A 19,766-nucleotide genomic window follows, 5' to 3' on the forward strand; every position below is an offset into this window, starting at 1 on the left:
TTAGTGTAAATTCTCATTAAGTATAGCATAAACCCCGGTTCAGCCATAGCGCTTACCGGGGTTTTTAAGGTCTAAATTTAACTGACTGCCACTCACTTTTAGTGCCGGTTCCGCAACACCTAGAACAGGTCTAGCTGTTGCGGGGCCAGATTGTCCCAATGTAAACCTAGAATTGCCTGCAGGCGCTGGGCATTCGGCGCGGCATCTTTACCGGAATTGTTATTAAAAATCACACAGACATTCTGAGCCTGCGTAGCGACTTGTTTCACCAGTATTGCGATTTTCTGGAGCTCATCGTCACTGTATCGGTAGAGCGTTCGCGTCTTGCGCCAGCTAGCCCCCTGGTTGAACCACCCTTCCTTATTCCGACCATGGAGGCGAATCACCGCCAACTTGGGGGTCGTCACCGTCGTCACCAGCGGAATCCCATTGTTCAAGTTATGCGGTTCGTCGGTGATAACATTGGTCAGTCGCAACGATTGCAGGTAATCCGTGACATCCTTGGTCATCCCCGGCGTCTCGAACCAGCTAGGACTACGAAACTCCACCGCAACTGGCAACTGTCCCATTTGTACCCGAACGTCCCGTAAGTACTGAATATTGGCCGTTGTCCGATTGAAATATGGTGGAAATTGAAAGAGAACCGTTTGCAGTTGCTGATGGGTCACCAGGGGCGCCACCGCACGCTTAAAATCATCAAATGCGGTGACGCGTTCAGCTGTCGTGGCCGGTGTGGCCCGTTGATCGTGTTGTGTCATAATCTGATTGGCCTTTAAGATGTACTGAAACCCTTCTGGAACCGCTGCCTGCCAATTAGCAACCGTCGATTCACGAGGGATCCCGTAGAACGGCGTATCTAGTTCAACTAAAGGAAAGTTCCCAGCATACTCACTAAGAGTTACGGGGCGGTCTTCCCCACCAATCAAGGCGGGATGTTCTTTCCATGTGGTCAGCCCAATCGAAATCATCCTGTCACCTCTTACTTAAAACGTTCAAATTGCTTGATGAGCTCGGCTTCCGGGGTCGTCAAACGACCACTCAACTGACTAATTAGCCGTTTACCAGCTAGGCGATCATTGTACCGAATCCCGGTCACACTAAGATCAATCAGGGCAAATAACACGGCCACTAGTGCCGCTTGTCGGCGCACGAAAGTTACCGTGAACAGAGTCACCAGTTGCCCACCAAAGGCCAACTGAATAATACTGTAAATCAGTAAGGTATCCGGAATCAGCTGTAAAAAGTTTAGCCAGCGGAGACGCCTCACAAGTCGCCTCAGTTGGATGATGACTGCTTGATGGCTCATAATTTCACCCTCTAGACCTTGAGTTCACTGAAAAACTCAGTAGCATCGGCTTGAACCATATCATAGTCAAAGCCAAGATTCAATTGTTCCTGATTGACCACAACCACATCGGCCTGGTTATTTCGGTAATCCAATAGGCCGGCAAACGGGTAAACCCGCATGGAGGTTCCGACAATCACCACCAAATCTGCCTGTTCCATGGCGCCCACTGCCAGCTGAACATTCAACTGGTTAAGTCCCTCGTCGTACAGGACCACATCCGGCCGTAACCAACCACCATCTGTCTCATGATACGGCGACTTTAGATAGTCGTGCCAGTCTACATGTTTGCCACAGATTTGACAATAAACAGTGTACAGGTTCCCGTGGAATTCTACCAGGTGTTTGGTATCTGCCACCCGATAAAGGTTGTCGATATTTTGTGTGATAACCGTCGCACGATCCTGTTGGGTCAACGCGGCTTGCTTAGTATGAATGATATTAGGTTGCGCATCTGGATAGTACAGGTTCTGCTTGACGTAATCATAGAAAACCTCTGGTTCCTGAACCAAACAGGTGTGACTCAGATAATATTCCGCATTGCGATGCCCGGTATACAACCCATTCTTGGATCGATAGTCCGGGATTCCCGACGGCGTCGAGACCCCCGCTCCGGTTAAGAACACAATGTGCTGAGCATGATCAAAGACTGCTTGTAAGCGTGCTTCCATCCCCATCATCCTTTCTTAAACGACTAACGTAAAATGAAGGGCATCTTCAATTCCTTGAAGAGGTCTTCCACCGTCATACTGTAAATCCGGGTGAAATAATCTGGCGTATCTTCCTTAGGTGCCGGCGAAGGCAACACAAAGGCATTCTGTTCGTCTGACCGGTTAAAGCCGACATAGCCCCGTCGTTGCGTCGTCTTTTCATGCATGTCCGAGTGGTAGAGTTCGAAAATTTGTTTGACGGACAGACCTAGTTGTCGTTTGGACAGCACACTGGTCAACGTTGTAAATTCAGTATTGTGCAGGGCTGGTAGATGCCAGGCCGTCAGCTGTTCGTCGAAAGCCTTAAACAGCTTGACGACGTTTCGCCGGAAAGTAAACGGTGAGTCGACCGGTTTGGCCATAATGACAGCGTACAGGCTTTGGGCCGCCTTCAGACTAATCGGGTAATCCTTGGCGAACTGAGCCATAATGGCCTCGTCATCTGGGCCAAAGAAGACCAGTGCATCTAACAACGTTAAAGCCCGTAACGTCATCTCATCATCGAGTGGGGTTGGTTCTGGCTTAATCGTCGCCTGAACCCCTTTCAAATAGAGGTCTTTGATCTCTGGCGTAATTAATCCGTGCTTCTGTTGTTCCTTAACCACAACGACGTGACTCACAATGTCGTAGAGTTCCGTCCCCATGATCATCAATTGCTCATCCAACTTGGGTTGTCCCGTCGTCAGCGAGAAGAAGACCTGTGGGAAACCAGACAAAATCATTAACAAATGAACGAGTTCGTGAGACGCCGTGTAGTTGGGCGCCGTCAGATCGGCCACCTGAATGGCAATGTCCTTCCCCATCTGCATCTGTTGCGCCTGATCGTGACGCACGTACCCTGACTGCAGGCTTCCGATGAACTGAACCTCAACCTTCCCTGGATACAGGGCGTTGACTTGGTCTAAAAGGCTTTGAACGGCCTCGTTTAATTTCACATCTTCTGCTTTCATAATGTGTACTTGTCACCTATTTTCTTAGATTTTCTTGTCGAACGGCACTTAAAGCCGCTTGGGCCTGTGCCATTGTCGGCTGTTTAAATGCTTGCAAGCGTGCCACCACAGCAGGTAACTCGGTTGTCGTTGCCCCTACGGACAGGGCAAGTGACTTCAATTGCAAATGCATGTGACCGTGTTGAATCCCCTCGGTCACCAACGCCCGGAGCGCCGCGACGTTTTGGGCCAAGCCTACCGCTGCCACGATACCCATAAGTTCGGCCGCCGTGGGTTGCCCCGCCAGCTGTTGGTTAATCGCGACTAGCGGCAAGACCCGTGTCGCGCCGCCCACGACCCCCAACGCAAGGGGCACGGTCAACTCTCCATGAAGTTCAGTTCCCTGTTCACCTAGCCACCAACGACTCAAGCCGCGGTACTGACCACTCTGACCTGCAAAGGCATGGGCGCCACTTTCGACAGCCCGCCAATCGTTTCCCATGGCAAGCACCACGGCATCAATGCCATTCATAATCCCTTTATTATGGGTCACCGCACGGTAAGGATCGATCTGCGCATAATCACTAGCCTCACAGATTCTTTGGGCGACTGTGGCGCCGTCAATCGTCTTAGTGGCCAATTGGGTCACCGGCACAGCTACTCTTGCCGTGACTAAGCTGTGTGTAGCGTAGTTACTTAGAACACTCATTAATACGTCAACCTTCAAATGAGCCTTGATGTGGTCCGCGACGGCTTCACAGAGGGTATTAACAAGGTTAGCTCCCATGGCTTCTCCAACGTCAATAAAGATATCCAAAGAGACCCAGTGCGGTGGCAAGCGACGGACCCGAATACGTCGCGCCCCGCCACCATGTTGCGTTACCAGAGACGGATGAGTAGCATTGGCGACAGCTAGAATTTCTTCACTCTTGGCATTTAGCCAAGCCTCCAACCCCGTGCTGTCGGCGACATGACTAAAGACAATCTGCCCCATCACCTCACGCCGATCCACGGTCGTCACAATGCCTTCACGGCTGTGAAGCAACCGTCCACCATTACTGGCAGCGGCGATCACTGAAGGTTCCTCTGTAACCATGGGGACGACGACATTGCGGCCATCGACCTTAAGGTTCACGGCAACCCCTTCTGGCAACCCATAGCTTGTCAGATAATTCTCAATCAATTGATCGTCGCCATTCTGATAGCGTGCCGCAATCGTGGCCAACTGTTTCGCTGTTAAATGAGCCAGTTGGGCTAGCTGATCACGCCGCTCTTCATAAGGTAACCGATAAAATGGCAGCTGTGTCATTACTGACCTCCTATCGTTGACTAAGATACTCGGAAATAATACCTTCACGGACACCGCTCTCAGAGAAAACGACCCGATCAGAGTCTAACATCTGTAAGAGCGTCACCAAGGGAAGCATCCCCCCGATGATGATGTCCGCCCGGTCTGGCTCCAAACCAGAGATCCGCTTTCGTTCAACCAGTCCTCCTCGTAATAACCGTTCAAAGGTTTTTAAGACCTGATCGGTGGTGAGACGATAGCCATGGATATTTTCCACGTGGAGGATCTTTTGCTGTTGCCGATTCATGCGTGCCAGTGTCCGATTAGCACCACCCAGTAAGACGAGTGGGAGATGTTTGGCATCATTTAACCACCAAATATCACGAAGCCGTTCTCGCAAGAAAACTTGTGCGGAGAATAGGTCTACCGCCGTCACCCGATCATCAAGGCGAAATTGCTCGGACAGATTGACTGCACCAAAGGGCACACTGATCAGATTGGCATCGCGGCCATCCTTCACATGAACCAATTCGCAACTGGCTCCTCCGGTATCTAGCAACAAACAATCTTTGACTTTGAGACGATTGACCGCTCCTAAATAGTCATAATAGGCTTCCTGGTCGCCAGACAGAACCTCGAGTTGAATGTCCGTCGCTTCGGCCACCCGGTCGAGAAAGTCTTTGCGGTTGCGCGCTTGACGCACGGCAGCCGTGGCAATTCCCCGTACAATTAGATTGGGTAATTGCTCATAGTAGGGCCGAAATGACCGAAGCGCCCGAATCGTCCGATCCATGGCGTTTGGCTGCAGAATCTTTTCGGGGCCCATGCCTTCAGAGAGTCGGCTATCAACCTTGACACGGTTCACCTCGCGGTACGTGCCATCCTCGTGAAGTTCATTTACTGCCATGCGAACTGAATTTGATCCCAAATCAACAATGGCTAAATTTTGCATGGTTGTTCCTCCGTTTCAGTCTAACCGAAGTAATCAATCCCAATGGCGTGACGAACTTCGCGTAACGTCTGTGCGGCCACTTGGTTAGCGCGTTCGCTCCCCTGCTTCAAGATGCCATAAACAGCATCCTCATTAGCAGCAAAATGTTCCCGCCGTTCACGGATTGGTTTCAATTCGGCTTGCAGAACGTCATTTAAATAACGCTTAATCTTCACGTCACCGAGGCCACCATGTTGGTACTGGGCCTTCAGGTCTGCGACATGTTCCTTATCCTGGGCGAAAATGTCCAGGTAAGTGAAGACCGTATTGCCTTCGATATGACCAGGATCCTCAATATGAATGTGTTCAGGATCAGTATACATTGACATCACTTTTTTCTGAATGTCATCGGCACTGTCGCCTAAGTAGATAGCGTTATCCAAGGACTTGCTCATCTTAGCGTTGCCATCTAAGCCAGGGATCCGTCCCTGACCCTTTGGTGGGAAGTAGCCTTCAGGTTCGACCAGAATGTCCTCACCATAAACATTATTGAAGCTCCGCACAATCTCACGAGTTTGTTCCAACATTGGTTCTTGGTCCTCACCAACGGGCACAGTATCGGCCTTGAAAGCGGTGATGTCGGCCGCTTGGCTAACCGGGTAGATGAAGAATCCAGCAGGCACACTCTCGCCAAAGGCTTTCTGCTTGATTTCATTCTTCACAGTTGGGTTCCGGTTCAAACGAGACACTGTCACCAGGTTCAGGTAGGCCATGGTTAATTCATTTAAGGCCGGGATCTGTGATTGGACTAAAATGGTGGACTTGGCAGGGTCAATGCCGACAGCCAGATAATCCAAAGCCACTTGTAAGAGGCTATGACGAATCTTCTCTGGGTCTCGCGCATTGTCAGTCAACGCCTGCATGTCAGCAATCATAATGTAGGTATCGTAGTCGCCCGTGTTCTGTAAGGCCACTCGGTTACGCAATGACCCCACGTAATGTCCAATATGTAATTTACCAGTTGGTCGGTCGCCAGTTAAAATAACGTGCTTTTTATCCATTAATGTTCTCCCTTTCTGAAAAAGCGTCCCATTGGAGTCGGACTCCAATAGGACGCTTACTGCGCGGTACCACCTAACTTGTGGTCAGTATTGACCACCTCTTTTGTCGTTAACGGGGACCCCGCGATAATTAATTATCGGTTAAATGATTAAATCTCGATCCAATTCGCCCGTAAAGCCGTTTCAGCACTAGCGGCTTTTCTCTGCGATGGGGCTACTCCTATCGCGATTTCTATTCCTTTATTTTAGTGGTTTTCCATGGGAAAGTAAACCGTTGCGCCCTCACAAAGATTTTGATAATCGTAATTGGCGTCAAAGCCCGTCATCCCTAGACTTTGCTCACTCGCTTTAATTGACATTCCCCCTCAAAATGACTAAACTTGTAAAGCAATTTAGCCTAGTCAAAGGAGGCGGTCAGTTTGACCACCAGCGAGGAATCACAAGAACAGCGGCGAGTCGATCACGTTGTGGGTCGCATTGGCGCACGCATCAACAAGACCGAAGCCGACTATACGGCGGCTCACCAAGAACTTCGCAACGTGCTGAAAAACTACAGTGAAAATACGTCAGTTAACTGGTTTGAAGTCGATGACCGAATCGAAACCAGTGCTGAACTGCAGCAACAACGGGCCTTGGTCTCCCGGTTAACTGAAAATCAAAACATCATTCAAGACCAATTGGATACCTTTAAAGAACTTCAGCGATCGCCTTACTTTGGCCGCATCGATATTCAGGATCCGGATGAAACCACGCCGGAATCCCTGTATATCGGGACAGCCTCATTCGTCGATGACGACCAGAACTTCCTGGTCTACGATTGGCGAGCCCCAATTTCTAGTATTTACTACAATGGGGTCCTTGGACAGGTGGCTTATGACACCCCAGCCGGTGAACAGCACACCGATCTGCTCAAAAAGCGGCAATTTCTGATTCAGGATGGGCACATTGAGAATATGTTCGATACCAATGAAACTGTTGGCGACGAGATGCTTCAGCACGCCCTGGGTGAACAAAACGACGCCACAATGCAGAACATCGTGGCCACCATTCAACGGGAGCAAAATGACATTATTCGCGACACTACCAGTGATCTCTTGGTCGTCCAGGGAGTTGCCGGTTCCGGCAAAACCTCTGCGATTTTACAACGGATTGCCTTTCTGCTCTATCACAGTCGCAAGGACCTCGAGGCCGATCAGATCGTGCTCTTCTCTCCCAATCGATTGTTCAGTCACTACATCAGTGACGTTCTCCCCAGCTTAGGAGAACGCAATATGCGCCAGGTCACCCTGGCTGAGTTCCTCACACAGCGTTTTCAAGGACTAACCGTCCAAACGCAATTTGACCGCTACGAGGATGATCAGACCCAACCGATCAACCGGCATCTGCGGGCATTTCAAGAGAGTGCGGCTATGATGACCGCAATTCATGATTATTGTCTGACACGTTCACCGGCAACACTGCGGTTCACCGACATTCGTTTTGATGGTCGCATCTTCTTCAGTAAGGAAGAAATCAGCAACATCTACGACAGTCTGCCAGAGGCCGCTGCCCCAGCTGATCGTTTTCTCCGAACCAAGAATGCCCTAGAGAAGCGGCTGAAGCACCGCATCGCTAAGGAAGCACAGTCTGATTGGGTTCGCGACGAGATCGATCAGCTCAGCGATGAAGATTACCACAACTTGCTAGGTGCCAAACACCTTGGCCAGTTTGAACAGCTCGATGATGAGATTGACTTCATCGCTAGAGAAATCGTTCGCCGGCGACTACGTCAAGTAGATGATGCGATTTATAACGGCTATTTTCTCGACGTTTACAGCCAGTATACAGACTTTCTGAGTCACTGCCCGTTACCGAAAAATGTGACGGTCAAAGAGTGGCAGACAGTTATCGCCACCTATCAACACGATATCGAATTTCATCGACTGGCATTGACGGACGCTGCTCCTCTACTCTATCTTCGTGATCTGTTGATCGGTGGAGGCGCAAACCACCGGATGCAACATCTATTTGTCGATGAGATGCAAGACTATTCGATGGCTCAACTCATCTACCTGCAACACGCCTTTCCACGGGCCAAGTTGACGCTCTTGGGTGACAGCGAACAAGCCCTCTTCAAGGCTGTTGAATCTCCAGAAAGCATCTTGAAGAAGCTAGATGCCGCCCTGAATGTCAAACGATCCCGGTTAATCACTTTGCGTCGGTCTTACCGATCAACCTATCCGATCACAACCTTTGCAAAGGCCCTCCTGCCTGACGGCGATCAAATTGAAGCCTTCAACCGGCCTGGCGACCTGCCTCGCGTCGTGATTCGCTACGATGAAGACGCGGCTTTCAAAGCCTTGGCCCACGAGGTCACCGCTGAACTAGCCACGAACGGCACGGTAGCGATCTTAACCAAGAGTGCCAGTGAAGCACGCCACGTCTACCAGGAGCTCCATCGTGACTTCGACTTAACTTTGCTGACAGACAGCGACCTTTCCTTGCCAAAGGGACTGGTCGTCCTGCCAATTTACCTAGCCAAGGGCCTGGAGTTTGACAGTGTACTTGCCTACAATGTCTCTGCTAAGAATTATCCTGATGAACAAATGGCCGGAACACTTTATACAATTGCCACCCGGGCCATGCATCACTTGACCCTCCTCAGCATCGGGGCGGTCTCACCACTCATTGCCTCAGAAAAGATTCCACAGTCGGATCTAACGATTGAACATGAATTTCAAAATTAAGTTGTGCTTTGGGGAGTGCGGTTGTTGCCGCACTCCCCTTTTTTTGCTTCTAGTTTAGATTGTCGAAAAGTGTCCCCAGAAGACAACTCCCCCCGCTCACACGCCGTCATTGACACCCTCAACAACAACGTGCACACTGTCATTAGGGGGATGACACGTATGCATTCTTTTTCGAAATGGCGACCTTGGATCGCCATTATAATCGCTTGTATCACCGTTGGCGGACCGCTGGTAATGATGATCTACGGCTATGTCTTAATGGCTCAAAATGACCTGATGCATCCAGACGTTTTGGTCCTATTCGCTTATCTTATCCTGGGAATCGTTGGCCTCATTGGCGTGATCACGTATGGGATTCACTGCTACCGGGTCGGTTGGCACGGCCTGACACGCTTACAGCGTATCCTATTTTCAATCTACGGTGTCGTTTTCATTCTTGGCCTGTGGATCTGGCTAGGCTTTGTCGGTGCGATCCCTTATCAATGGGCGGAATGGCCGATCTACGGATCGAATTATTAAACTTTAAAGGGAGATTGACCATTACGGCCAATCTCCCTCTTTGTTTACTGTTAGTACAGACCCTTGGGCGTTTTCATCGTTTTAAACGAAGCATGCCGACCGTAGTCGTGATAGCCCTTTGAGAAGTGCAGGTGTTTGGCGGTAACACGGATCTTATAGGTCATCCGCTGGCCCGCAAAAGCAACCGTGCTTCCCTTAGGCGAATATTGAATCCCAGTTAACCGATAAGTATGATGCCCGAGGCCCTGATACTTCAGGCTTTTCAGACCATAGCCCGGTAACCGATAGTATTTGTGCGACGCATTGTCATAGCCAAACATATTCCCCGAACTCCGATGCTTGGTGTAAGTAATATACGCCTTGTTATCCCCTTTGCCATTGTGAAACCAGGTCCGCCGCAAAACTTTTGGCGTTCCCTGATGCCACGTATTCGCCTGTGCTGTCACGTAGTCGGTCATCCCCATGCCGAATACAGCAACTGCCAATCCAATCATAAAGCGTGATATTTTCAAGTGCTGTTCCTCCCCTAAACCGTTCTGCTCATGTACTCTTTTAAATTTACACGGGCCCTTCTTAAAAAGCAAGACCTCTTTTGACTAAAAGGTGATTGGCCCTAATGCCCGACCTCAGACCCCAAAATTCCATAAACAAGGGGGCCAAGTCGCTTTCACAGCTTTTCTATTAAATCAAACACAAGACCTAAATCGCCTGTTCCGGCGTACCTTGTGACATGAGCTTCAGCGCTTGCTTCAACAGGAGTGGCGCCACAATGGTTGCCAGGACGATAACCAGAATCATCACCGAGTAGTTGGCATCTCCCAACAACCCAGCCTGATGGCCAATCTGTGCGGTAATCAACCCCATTTCGCCACGCGCAATCATGCCAGTACCGATGACCGTACTACTGGACCAGGAGAAACGACATAACCGGGCACCCAACCCACAGCCGATGAGCTTCGTGACACAAGCCAGCACCGTAAGACCCAGGATAATACCGACCTTTTCCCCCACATGGTCGAGCGTCATGTTCAACCCGACACTCACGAAGAAAACAGGAATAAAAATGGCGTTTCCCAATGGTTCAACATGATCGGCCAGCACTGCCCGATAGGGGGTGTGCGCCACGGCGATCCCAGCAAAGAAAGCGCCGATAGCCCCACTCAGGCCAACGAGGTTCGCCAACCAAGCCATCCCTAAACAGATGACCATCGACATAATCGTCACGCTTGAGGCCATGACGAGCCGTTCGCTCAAGTGCATGAGATATGGGGCCACCCATTTGACCAAAATGTAGGTCCCCCCGAAGAAAGCAACCTGTTCCAATAACACAACGGCTAGGGCCGGCTGCTTCCCAGCGGCCTCGATCCCCTGACTAGCTAACAGACTGATCATCAAGGAAAGTAACACAACACCCATGATATCATCGGCAACGGCAGCGCCCAGAATCGTAGCCCCCTCCCGTGTGGTTAGGGCATGATACTCTTTGAGCACGGCCACGGAAATCGAAACCGAGGTCGCAGAGAAGATCACGCCAATGAAGAGTGACTCAAGCCCCGTGAAGCCCCACCACCATGAGGCAAGGCCCATCACTGTGATCGGCAAAATCACCCCCAGAGTGGCCACGATAATCGCCGGACGCAGGTACTTCATCAAAAGTTGGAGATTGCTTTCGAGTCCGCCCAAAAACATCAAAATGACGACACCAATGTCGGAAAAAAGATTAACGAGACTATTTAACTGCACCCAATTGAGCAACGCGGGACCAATAATAATGCCGATCAAGAGCTCCCCAATCACGGCCGGTATCCCCAAGCGGTTGGCAAAGTTTCCCGCCAACGTGGTTAAGACCAATATCAAACACAACGTTCCCAAAAAAGCCATGCCAATCCTTCTCTCTAAATTCTAATTTAAGTTCCATCATACGCTATTTTATAGGGAGACAAAAGACGCAACTTCACATTCATCAGTCAAGGCGACGCATATTTCCAATAATCGTTCACCCCTTGACGTCCCCCCGAAAATGGCTACACTAAACCTATAGTCATTTGATCAAATGGCCGATTCAGGGGAAGGTAGGCGACAGCGATGTCGAAAATTTTAAAACCCACGTCCAGTGAGATCTTGAAGATGGGGATGCTCGATTTCTTCGTGTTATTATTTGCAGCGGTAACCTTAGTTTTGAATTTATCAGATCAGACCAATCATTTCATCTGGTGCGGTGTATTCATCGTATTCGCGTTATCCAGTTTGTTCACCATATTAGGCCTCTGGCGTGGAAAACACTACCATGACTTTGAGCTCTTTTCGGTACTGCTTTTGCAGTTAGCCCTCACTGGCTTACTGTTAAACATTTTACTTTAGGCATCACACATGAGAACCGGTTCTAGTGACCGATTCTTATTTTATTTACCTTGTGGGACGATTTGTGACCCACATAATTGATTTTTAGCCCCAAAAGGTAATCTTTTTACCTATTTTCAAACGGCCGAGTGTCCCCATTTGACGGCATTTCAGTTTGGGCTTATCATATAAGTATAGGTTGTTACGTGTGCGTAACTTTTAAGTTATGGACAACCATCCTGAACTAATTTGAGAAGGAAATCGAGAGTTACTTCGGGCTCACTGTCAAATTTTTTATGGAAAAGGAAAGTGGATACATTGTCAAAACTCTTACGGCCTACACTTAGCGATATTCTCAAGGTGGGCATGGTTGATTTCTACGCATTTTTACTTGTTGCGGTTGCTCTTTTAATGGGGTTACCCGACGGAACCAACCGGCTACTATGGAGTATTCTTCTGGCAATCTTCATTATTTCTGATGCCTTTACCCTCACTGGCTTCGTACGTGAGCGGCTCTATCGTGAATTCGAAGGTATCTCAGCTTTATTCTTACAGCTGGCATTCACGGGCATCATCATCAACGTCTTACTCTAATAAACGTTACAAAAGGCGTACGGGCTTTCGATCCGTACGCCTTTTACATTACCAAAATTCAGAGTGCTAATGCCAGAATGGCACCACCCACGATCACGCCAGTCAATAAAAAGATGAGGTCAATGCGCAAACTAGTATCGACTTTCTCCAACGCCGTGGTCGCGTACATCGACAAGGCAAAGAGTCCCAGACCTAAACCGATCGACAGATAAAACTTCAGGTTCGTCCCGTGAATAATAACACCATAGCCCCATAATCGAATTGCCAAAACCAAGATTGCTGCCGCTATCGCAGTCATAATCGAGTAGACAAAGTGTCGCTGTGCATCCATAATCTCCCCCACCCTTTCCTCAGGTCACAGTTCTTGAGTTGCAATGAGTGTATCACGAGGAAAGTAAGATGGCGGACCTTGGCAACCCCAACCGGTTGGTTCGGACTTTAACCAAAAGTACCTGCTGTGGGGGATGGCTTCCGCCTAACTCCCTAGCTTCTCACTTCCTTTGAAGCCGCGCTGTAAACCAGCATTGCTTTTTCTCCGGTCACGATCACTATCTATTGCCTAAACCTGATTCCCCAAAAATAAACCCGTCAGCGACCTTTTTTTGATCGCTGACGGGTTTACTTTGCCAATAGAATTTAACAGACACTTTTTAATTAAAATACCCCAAATCAGATGCCAACGTTGGATAGGCCATAATTGTCTGGTTAATATCTGCCGACCCCATATGGTTCTTAATGACGAGATCGAGGTAGTTGATAACTTGCTCTGCCTCCGTACTCAGAATAGCGGCCCCGACAATGTTATGGGACGTACGGTCAACGACAACCTTAATCCGGGCATGCGGATCTTGAATTCGTTGATAACTATACCAATGTGTCAAGTCCAGATCATTGACCTGATAGTGATTCGGCTGGGCCTTTGCCATTTCTGGGCTAATCCCCAATTGGGCCAACTGCGTCTTCCCATAAACAACCGATGGAATGGCCGGGTACACAATGGCTGGTGAATCACAAGTTGTCAGCGTCTCTGCCAAGTATCGGCCCTCAAAACCAGCAACGGGTGTCAACTTAGGTTGTGGCCGATCAACGACGTCACCCAAAGCAAAGACGTGAGGATTGGTCGTCTGGAGCTGACCGTTCACCGTGATCCCATGAGCTGTGGTCGCGACATCAATCCGGTCTAGATGAAGATCTGAAACGACGGGACGTCGACCAGCCGTCGCCAAAACCATCCCTGTCGACCAGCTCGTACCAGTAGCCGTCGTGACCACATACTGATCGTCGGCTGGTGCCACGGCTGTAATGTCGGTGTCCAATTGGACATCGATCCCGTCCGCTACCAAACGATCCAGCAGATCATGAACGAGATCGGCGTCAAAGGCCCGCAGTGGACGATCACTGTGATGAATCAAGTGAACACGACTGCCAGCAGCATTTGCAATGGCGGCTAACTCGACGCCAACAAATCCGGCCCCCATCAGCGTGAGATCCGCTGGTAGTGTATCGAGATCGAGAAATTCATTACTGGTATTCAACCATTCTGATCCCTTGATCGCCGGGATTCTTGGCTCTTGGCCGGTTGCCACAATCCAGTTGGCCGCATTCAAGTGGTCTTCACCAACCGTTAGCGTGCCATCCGTATTAAAACTGGCCGTCCCATGGAAGGTCGCAATGCCTGCCGACTTAAGTCCCCCCTGGGTGCCACTCGGGATCTTTTCCGTGTAGGCCCGCTTGGCTCGCATCAGTGCCGACCAATCAATTTGAGGCGTGCCACTCAAACCGTGACCTTGTAAAGTCTCACTGTGAGCTTGCGCCTCAACCGCAGCCATGAGAATCTTCTTGGGATCACAGCCTCTATTGGGACATGTCCCACCCCAGAGATCCTTTTCCACCACCGCAACAGTCATCCCTTTGGCATGTAGGCCATAGGCCGCAGCTAATCCACCAGGGCCACCACCAATGACAACGATATCGAATTCTTGCATCCGCAAAAACCTTCCCTTCCTGTAGCTTATGGTCTTAGTTTAGCACGCAGCCTTACGCTTCCGGAGAATTTTGACTGCGAAGACTGCCATTCCGAGCGTCTATGACTAACTGCCAACCGGTATACAAGAGAACGCCAATTCCGGTCAGTAGGTAAACCCAGCCCGCCGTGAGGTTCTGGAAACAGAATCCGTAGACGAGGGTTCCCAGTGGCACGGCCAGTTGTAGCAATGTCGAAAAGGTCGATCCTACCCGGCCGAGTAGCTCGGTCGGGACAGTCATCTGGAGATACACCGACAGCGGCGTATTGATGAAAGCCAAAACGGTTCCAATGGTAAAGCCCCAGACCAAGAGGCCTATCAGGAGTTGTTGCCCATTTAAGGTACTGAGGAATACAACGCCGAGAATTCCGATTCCAGTCCCTATCACCAAACACAACCGCAGGATAACTAACAACACCCGCTTAAATGATGGTAGGACACTTAGCAGAAGATTTCCTACCAACATTCCGGCGGCAAAGCTACTCATAATCAGACTCAGGCGGGCGTTACCCATATGGCGTTCCTGAACAATGGCATAGGGCAGGCCCACGTCTACGGCACTAAATAAGAAGTTCAATACGACACCCATGACGACCAGTGCCCGCAAGGCTAAATGGTCCTTGATATAGACCAAACCAAGCCGAAACTTCCGCCACTGATTTGTCGTGGCCTCCGGTGCCTCCTCGACCGTCACTGGGACGGGATAGAAATGCATGCTGGCAGAAATCAACCATACTAGAATTTCCGTCCCAATCAGAATCCGAATCGTGCCCTCAAACCCCAACCAGGCATAGAGTGCGGCCGCCAAAACTGGCGAGAGTAATTGAATTCCCGCCGTCGCAGCCTGTTCAATGGTAGCCAGGGTCTTCACATGTTTATTATTAACCAACTCGTGGATTGCCGCCGTGTAGGTGGTATTTGTCACTTTGTCACAACAAGCTTGGATAATAAGTAGCCCAACCGCTAAGGCCATCGGAAAATGGACATAGGGCACCAGAAAGGCATACATCACTAAGGATAAAATCCCCACACCTTTGCTCGTCAGGATCAGCTTTTTATGGTGGTGGGTATCCACCAGGTTTCCTACGGGAACAACTAATAGGAGCCCAATTAAGGGATAAATAATAGCGCCCAGACCAAAACTAATGGCTGAGTGCGTCTGATGGAGCAACATCAGTCCCAATGTGAAGCTGAAAGTGTCACCGCCTAGTGTGCTCAGAATGTCGCTACTGGCTGCCCGAATGATTTGAATGACGGATTGACGATCGGTAATTTCCACGGGAACCCCTTCTTTCCAATTTGATTACCAGTATACCTCTAAATGAGCTTTTAATTATAAAATGATGTGATTTATCTCATTTCCCATTTTCTGCCAGTTTTCCCTTATTCGTGATAAAATATATTGCAGAAATTATTTTAGGGGGAACCATGATGACTTTTTATACTTACGGTTATCTCACGACCCATCATAATACTTGGCAGTATGCCCGAATTGCCCTATTAATTGCGCTTCTTGTCATCTTTATTGGCCTCTTCGTCCACTATTTACGGAACCAATGGAACGTAAAATATAAAGATCTGAGCATTATCACTGGGACCCTATTATTGCTAGTACTGGGGCTTCAAATCAACAGTTTGCTTTCGCTTCGATCCGCAAGTCAACAAACCGGCCAGATCACGGCAACCGTTCAGCAGGCATCCACGATTCTCAAGGTCAAGCCGTCTCGGCTGAGTATTAACGCTACCTCAACCGGGGATAACCTTCTGGTGAAAGCCCCAGATGGTTACTATCGGCTGAACTATAACAGTGATGGATCGGCCTTTGTCCTGGAAAAGATCACGTTAGAACAACCCAAGATTACGTTGGTAAAGGAGTAACCCATGTTTGTTTATTCGGATGTTTTTATAAAATTAGTTGTTGGTTTCATTTTTATGACACTATTAATTAACTTCTCTGGAAAAGGTAACCTAGCCCCCACCTCGGCCATCGACCAAGTCCAAAACTACGTCCTTGGGGGGATTGTTGGTGGTGTCATCTATAATTCCGCCGTTACCTTGCTTCAGTTCATCATTGTCCTCTTGATTTGGTCACTCCTGATCTTAGTCACTCGTTACCTTAAGATTCACGTTCAAGCCGTCGGCAAGTTCATTGATGGTGGCCCCATCACAGTGATTCGTAATGGAAAGTTACTGGTTCACAACTGTTTGAAGGCGAACCTCTCGGCTAAAGAAATCGACTTCAAACTTCGAACAGCCGGTGTTTATCAGATTGATGAGGTCAAACGAGCTATCGTCGAACAGAATGGGAGCCTAACAATTCTCCGGCAGGGAGATGGGTCAATTCGCTACCCCATCATCGTAGATGGCCAGATTGACCAAGACGTCCTGGAGCTCATGAATCATGATGAACACTGGCTACTGGAACAATTGAAACAACACGGTGTAGCTAACGTCCGCGACGTTTACATGGCAAAATACGAGAACCATCAATTTGAAATCACACGCTATGATGGCCGGTAACTGATAAAAAGCGGTGTTGACGATAATCGTCAACACCGCTTTTTAGATGCGTCTTAGTCTAACGTTTGCGCCGACGCAATGCCCAACTCAGGCCGATCGCGCCAATCAAAGTCCCACCTAACCAAATAAGTTCCGTTTGATTGACATCACTGCCCCAAATCGCCATGACAGCATTCGGCCACAGCGCGGGCGTTGGTAACAGATGCATCTCCCCAACTCCTTTCATGGCAACCTTCCCACACCGTTCAACTCCCCAAAGTCGACACTATCATTGCAAGACCTGCAAATCGTGGGATCGGTAGACATGACCTCTCGTTTCTGTCCCTAGTCAATTAGTCCTTAATCAATGACCATTGCCGATCACTTTTGATCAGCGACCTTTATGCTAACAGGTCTTCCCACGAAATCCAAGGCAAATTGGGCTAACCATTCAAAAAAGGAAGCCACGCCTTCAGGCGGTGCTTCCTTTCGTTTCTAATCACGACGCTCAGCTTCTAACGCACCACGACCGCTCGTGAATGGCGGCTGTGATAGACTGACATAAATGTCTGCGTCTTTACCCAGAAAACCTTGTTTGGCCACTGTTTCTGCATGTATGGATCAGCCACCCGAAAGGCGCCACGCCTGTATCCTACCAACGCCAACACATGATAATTGTGACCGTTCCCCATGTGCCAGGAACCCGCAAAGACAACGGCATTGCCGCGTGTCACTTCACGAATCAACTTGGACTTTGAAGCGCCAGTGATATTCGCGGCATCTGCACCATAGGTTCGCGCATATTTGGCCAGTGGTGCCGGATAAATCGTCCGAACCTCACCAGGCTTGCTATCGGTGTAAGGATTCCCGACGAAACCCTTTTTGGGAGTCTTGGCCTTAGGCATCCGCTTGATGATGGTCTTGAGACTCTTCTTGGTTGCAAGCCCTTTAACTGACAACGCCATCTTCAAACTAGCCGCCTCACAGGCATTCGGTGCATAGAGTGGGTATAACTGACTGGTATAAGTATAAGGTAAGACCACCGTCTTAGGTGTTTTCAATTTAGTCGCATTTACCCAGCCATAGTTGTGGCCTCGACGACTAATTCGCAAGTAAGTTCGCTTCCCAGCTCTCGCTGTTTGGTCAACCTGCATTAGCTTACCCGTCAAGCCCGTTCCAGCAGTTCGCGTGGGTTTATCACCAGTTTGATAAGGTTTGGCCCACAATTTCGTTTGTTTTTTGACAATCATACGCGATTTCTCGGTTCGAGCCGACTTTATTTTATATGTCGTCGCTGCCTGCGCCGCCATGTGAGTCTCACCGATCCCGATTAAAACGACTGGAATGACAAGACTTAATCGCAATAACCTACTCAATTTTCTCATGATTTACCCCTCTTCGATACTACTGAACTGCCACAGCAAAGTGCTTATAGTTATAACTTCGTTTGAACGTTTTAGCACTAACCCAATACTTTCCCTGGTTCGGATCTGAGACGTGATAGTATCCCGATTTATAGCCATCTAATAGCATCACATGACTATTATCGATACCTGTTCCCCAGAAATAGCGATCATACTGAGCCTTGGCAAAGTGTAAAGTGACGTAAACCACTACAGGGTTGTGTTGGCGAATCTGACTCCGTAATGTGGCAACACTGGCGCCACTAATATTCTTAACAGTGGTGTACTTGTTCCCCCATTTAGCTAATGGTTTGGGAAAAATGGATTGGAAAACACCGGATGTCACCTTATAGGGGCTACCGGCAAACCCATTATTCGGGTTATTATTCTTGCTCCGTGGCAAGTGCTTCATGAAGGCGACTAACCCTGTCGACTTCTGAACACCTTTGTAGTGGAGGCCTTCTAGCAGGCTAGCGGATTCACACCCCATCCAGGCCTTAACAGCATTCTGGCTAATATAAGGCGCATTCAAGTTCACCTTGCTAGGCGTCTTCAAGTCCTGATGCAGCACCCACCCTGCGTGTCGCTTGTTGGGCACGTTGGTCGTCTCGGTAACATAGTCATACCGATAACGTTTACCATTGGCCTTCTTAACCCAAGCCGTCTTGCTAGCAATCCAGGCACTCTTTGAATAGTTTTTTAAATAATGCGTCGGGGCCATGGTCAATTTCCCTTGACTGTCCGTTTTGAAGCTGTAAAGGTTCCCTTTAGTGTTCCCGGTCACACGGCCAAATTTGGTGACCTTAGCTTGTGACTCAACGGTTACGTTTCCCGTTTCAGCCTTGGCCGGAACCGACAGACTGGTTAACCCCAGTGTTAAGACGGCTACAGTTAAAAGCTTAATCGTTATTCTCATCTTTTATTTCTCCCCTGGTCTTTAGCTTTCGGTCAGCGTATCAATTGACGCGTCAGACCTCATTTAATGCACTAAGTTATTTCCCGTATAGATTGAGTATACCGCTGATTTCTCTGGTATGACAGGGCCTTAATGACTCGAGTACCTATCTATAAGGCCAAAGGCCCCTTGCCTACAATTTGGTTGCAAGCAAGGGGCCTTAACAATGAATATAAGCCGCTTATTGGATTTGAACCAACGACCTCTTCCTTACCATGGAAACGCTCTACCTTCTGAGCTAAAGCGGCATATTGGGCAACTAGCTAACGCTGTTGGCATCACTTGTCACCTTTTCATTATCCCTGTTTTTCGGAATTTTGACAATAAAAAAAGAACCCTTACAGGGTTCTTTCGTTCGCGTGGCAACGTCCTATCCTCGCAGGGGGCGATCCCCCAACTACTATCAGCGTGCTGAAGCTTAACTTCCGTGTTCGGCATGGGA

General features: G+C 49.1%; 20 protein-coding genes, 1 tRNA gene and 1 rRNA gene. 5 read left to right on the forward strand and 17 right to left on the reverse strand.

Annotation, left to right across the window (positions count from 1 at the left end):
• Positions 1 to 119 precede the first annotated feature (119 nt).
• The 7 genes from EKM71_RS08190 to trpS are packed head-to-tail and all read right to left on the reverse strand — an operon-like array spanning position 120 to position 6,264.
• Positions 120 to 968: a DUF72 domain-containing protein gene (locus EKM71_RS08190; protein ID WP_125574122.1), complete on the reverse strand. Its 849-nt coding sequence runs from the start codon at positions 966 to 968 to the stop codon at positions 120 to 122.
• Positions 969 to 979: 11 nt separating this feature from the next.
• The gene (locus EKM71_RS08195) at positions 980 to 1,306 is read right to left on the reverse strand and encodes a hypothetical protein (RefSeq protein WP_125574123.1); all 327 of its coding nucleotides are present in this window, start codon (positions 1,304 to 1,306) and stop codon (positions 980 to 982) included.
• Positions 1,307 to 1,317: 11 nt separating this feature from the next.
• On the reverse strand, positions 1,318 to 2,016 hold the full coding sequence (locus EKM71_RS08200; protein ID WP_125574124.1) for an NAD-dependent protein deacylase: 699 nt from the start codon (positions 2,014 to 2,016) through the stop codon (positions 1,318 to 1,320).
• A 23-nt stretch (positions 2,017 to 2,039) separates the two neighbouring features.
• Entirely contained in the window at positions 2,040 to 3,005 is a 966-nt protein-coding gene (locus tag EKM71_RS08205) for an IpaB/EvcA family protein (RefSeq protein WP_125574125.1), read from the reverse strand.
• Between the two features lie 16 nt (positions 3,006 to 3,021).
• Positions 3,022 to 4,293, reverse strand: coding sequence for a hydroxymethylglutaryl-CoA reductase, degradative (locus tag EKM71_RS08210; RefSeq protein ID WP_125574126.1), 1,272 nt, complete (start codon positions 4,291 to 4,293; stop codon positions 3,022 to 3,024).
• A gap of 10 nt (positions 4,294 to 4,303) precedes the next feature.
• Complete coding sequence (locus tag EKM71_RS08215) at positions 4,304 to 5,224, reverse strand: Ppx/GppA family phosphatase (RefSeq protein WP_125574127.1); 921 nt, start codon at positions 5,222 to 5,224, stop codon at positions 4,304 to 4,306.
• 20 nt (positions 5,225 to 5,244) lie between these two features.
• The gene (trpS, locus tag EKM71_RS08220) at positions 5,245 to 6,264 is read right to left on the reverse strand and encodes a tryptophan--tRNA ligase (RefSeq protein ID WP_125574128.1); all 1,020 of its coding nucleotides are present in this window, start codon (positions 6,262 to 6,264) and stop codon (positions 5,245 to 5,247) included.
• Positions 6,265 to 6,683: 419 nt separating this feature from the next.
• Here trpS and helD point away from each other — a divergent pair, with 419 nt between their 5' ends.
• Both helD and EKM71_RS08230 read left to right on the forward strand, forming a co-directional pair.
• Positions 6,684 to 8,990 (forward strand): RNA polymerase recycling motor HelD, encoded by a 2,307-nt coding sequence (gene helD, locus EKM71_RS08225; protein ID WP_125574129.1) that lies wholly within the window; start codon positions 6,684 to 6,686, stop codon positions 8,988 to 8,990.
• A 159-nt stretch (positions 8,991 to 9,149) separates the two neighbouring features.
• Positions 9,150 to 9,509: a hypothetical protein gene (locus EKM71_RS08230; protein ID WP_125574130.1), complete on the forward strand. Its 360-nt coding sequence runs from the start codon at positions 9,150 to 9,152 to the stop codon at positions 9,507 to 9,509.
• Between the two features lie 50 nt (positions 9,510 to 9,559).
• Here the strand turns inward: EKM71_RS08230 and EKM71_RS08235 are convergent, their stop codons facing one another.
• A complete protein-coding gene (locus EKM71_RS08235; protein ID WP_225418022.1) occupies positions 9,560 to 10,021 on the reverse strand; it encodes a hypothetical protein in 462 nt (153 codons plus the stop codon).
• Positions 10,022 to 10,208: 187 nt separating this feature from the next.
• Positions 10,209 to 11,390, reverse strand: a complete 1,182-nt coding sequence (locus EKM71_RS08240; RefSeq protein WP_125574131.1) for a cation:proton antiporter — start codon at positions 11,388 to 11,390, stop codon at positions 10,209 to 10,211.
• Positions 11,391 to 12,167: 777 nt separating this feature from the next.
• Here EKM71_RS08240 and EKM71_RS08245 point away from each other — a divergent pair.
• A complete protein-coding gene (locus EKM71_RS08245; RefSeq protein ID WP_125574132.1) occupies positions 12,168 to 12,443 on the forward strand; it encodes a hypothetical protein in 276 nt (91 codons plus the stop codon).
• A 58-nt stretch (positions 12,444 to 12,501) separates the two neighbouring features.
• Here EKM71_RS08245 and EKM71_RS08250 read toward each other — a convergent pair whose 3' ends face one another.
• From EKM71_RS08250 to EKM71_RS08260, 3 genes are all read right to left on the reverse strand, one after another.
• The gene (locus EKM71_RS08250) at positions 12,502 to 12,774 is read right to left on the reverse strand and encodes a hypothetical protein (RefSeq protein ID WP_125574133.1); all 273 of its coding nucleotides are present in this window, start codon (positions 12,772 to 12,774) and stop codon (positions 12,502 to 12,504) included.
• A gap of 319 nt (positions 12,775 to 13,093) precedes the next feature.
• Positions 13,094 to 14,428 carry a dihydrolipoyl dehydrogenase family protein gene (locus EKM71_RS08255; protein ID WP_125574134.1) on the reverse strand — a complete coding sequence of 445 codons (1,335 nt, stop codon included), beginning with the start codon at positions 14,426 to 14,428 and terminating at the stop codon, positions 13,094 to 13,096.
• 52 nt (positions 14,429 to 14,480) lie between these two features.
• Complete coding sequence (locus EKM71_RS08260; RefSeq protein ID WP_125574135.1) at positions 14,481 to 15,746, reverse strand: MFS transporter; 1,266 nt, start codon at positions 15,744 to 15,746, stop codon at positions 14,481 to 14,483.
• Positions 15,747 to 15,898: 152 nt separating this feature from the next.
• Here EKM71_RS08260 and EKM71_RS08265 point away from each other — a divergent pair, with 152 nt between their 5' ends.
• Positions 15,899 to 16,345, forward strand: a complete 447-nt coding sequence (locus EKM71_RS08265; RefSeq protein ID WP_125574136.1) for a DUF3290 domain-containing protein — start codon at positions 15,899 to 15,901, stop codon at positions 16,343 to 16,345.
• A gap of 3 nt (positions 16,346 to 16,348) precedes the next feature.
• Positions 16,349 to 16,987 (forward strand): DUF421 domain-containing protein, encoded by a 639-nt coding sequence (locus tag EKM71_RS08270; protein ID WP_125574137.1) that lies wholly within the window; start codon positions 16,349 to 16,351, stop codon positions 16,985 to 16,987.
• A 58-nt stretch (positions 16,988 to 17,045) separates the two neighbouring features.
• Here the strand turns inward: EKM71_RS08270 and EKM71_RS08275 are convergent, their stop codons facing one another.
• The 5 genes from EKM71_RS08275 to rrf form a co-directional block, all read right to left on the reverse strand.
• On the reverse strand, positions 17,046 to 17,195 hold the full coding sequence (locus EKM71_RS08275; protein WP_164504764.1) for an LPXTG cell wall anchor domain-containing protein: 150 nt from the start codon (positions 17,193 to 17,195) through the stop codon (positions 17,046 to 17,048).
• 286 nt (positions 17,196 to 17,481) lie between these two features.
• Positions 17,482 to 18,351 (reverse strand): C39 family peptidase, encoded by an 870-nt coding sequence (locus EKM71_RS08280; RefSeq protein ID WP_125574139.1) that lies wholly within the window; start codon positions 18,349 to 18,351, stop codon positions 17,482 to 17,484.
• A 19-nt stretch (positions 18,352 to 18,370) separates the two neighbouring features.
• A complete protein-coding gene (locus tag EKM71_RS08285) occupies positions 18,371 to 19,285 on the reverse strand; it encodes a C39 family peptidase (protein ID WP_125574140.1) in 915 nt (304 codons plus the stop codon).
• 214 nt (positions 19,286 to 19,499) lie between these two features.
• Positions 19,500 to 19,572: transfer RNA gene (locus EKM71_RS08290), tRNA-Thr, on the reverse strand.
• Between the two features lie 109 nt (positions 19,573 to 19,681).
• Positions 19,682 to 19,766, reverse strand: a 5S ribosomal RNA gene (gene rrf, locus EKM71_RS11340); the annotation flags it as partial.

Source organism: Levilactobacillus huananensis, from assembly GCF_003946145.1.
GTDB lineage: Bacteria > Bacillota > Bacilli > Lactobacillales > Lactobacillaceae > Levilactobacillus > Levilactobacillus huananensis.

What these genes read in the sequence shown, in the direction of transcription:
- EKM71_RS08230 (WP_125574130.1), top strand. Translation starts at nt 9,150, where the DNA reads ATGCATTCTTTTTCGAAATGGCGACCTTGGATCGCCATTATAATCGCT.
- EKM71_RS08190 (WP_125574122.1), bottom strand. Translation starts at nt 968, where the DNA reads ATGATTTCGATTGGGCTGACCACATGGAAAGAACATCCCGCCTTGATT.
- EKM71_RS08275 (WP_164504764.1), bottom strand. Translation starts at nt 17,195, where the DNA reads ATGCATCTGTTACCAACGCCCGCGCTGTGGCCGAATGCTGTCATGGCG.
- EKM71_RS08250 (WP_125574133.1), bottom strand. Translation starts at nt 12,774, where the DNA reads ATGGATGCACAGCGACACTTTGTCTACTCGATTATGACTGCGATAGCG.
- EKM71_RS08265 (WP_125574136.1), top strand. Translation starts at nt 15,899, where the DNA reads ATGACTTTTTATACTTACGGTTATCTCACGACCCATCATAATACTTGG.
- EKM71_RS08200 (WP_125574124.1), bottom strand. Translation starts at nt 2,016, where the DNA reads ATGGAAGCACGCTTACAAGCAGTCTTTGATCATGCTCAGCACATTGTG.
- EKM71_RS08195 (WP_125574123.1), bottom strand. Translation starts at nt 1,306, where the DNA reads ATGAGCCATCAAGCAGTCATCATCCAACTGAGGCGACTTGTGAGGCGT.
- EKM71_RS08255 (WP_125574134.1), bottom strand. Translation starts at nt 14,428, where the DNA reads ATGCAAGAATTCGATATCGTTGTCATTGGTGGTGGCCCTGGTGGATTA.
- trpS (WP_125574128.1), bottom strand. Translation starts at nt 6,264, where the DNA reads ATGGATAAAAAGCACGTTATTTTAACTGGCGACCGACCAACTGGTAAA.
- EKM71_RS08280 (WP_125574139.1), bottom strand. Translation starts at nt 18,351, where the DNA reads ATGAGAAAATTGAGTAGGTTATTGCGATTAAGTCTTGTCATTCCAGTC.
- EKM71_RS08285 (WP_125574140.1), bottom strand. Translation starts at nt 19,285, where the DNA reads ATGAGAATAACGATTAAGCTTTTAACTGTAGCCGTCTTAACACTGGGG.
- EKM71_RS08270 (WP_125574137.1), top strand. Translation starts at nt 16,349, where the DNA reads ATGTTTGTTTATTCGGATGTTTTTATAAAATTAGTTGTTGGTTTCATT.
- EKM71_RS08215 (WP_125574127.1), bottom strand. Translation starts at nt 5,224, where the DNA reads ATGCAAAATTTAGCCATTGTTGATTTGGGATCAAATTCAGTTCGCATG.
- EKM71_RS08205 (WP_125574125.1), bottom strand. Translation starts at nt 3,005, where the DNA reads ATGAAAGCAGAAGATGTGAAATTAAACGAGGCCGTTCAAAGCCTTTTA.
- EKM71_RS08210 (WP_125574126.1), bottom strand. Translation starts at nt 4,293, where the DNA reads ATGACACAGCTGCCATTTTATCGGTTACCTTATGAAGAGCGGCGTGAT.
- EKM71_RS08240 (WP_125574131.1), bottom strand. Translation starts at nt 11,390, where the DNA reads ATGGCTTTTTTGGGAACGTTGTGTTTGATATTGGTCTTAACCACGTTG.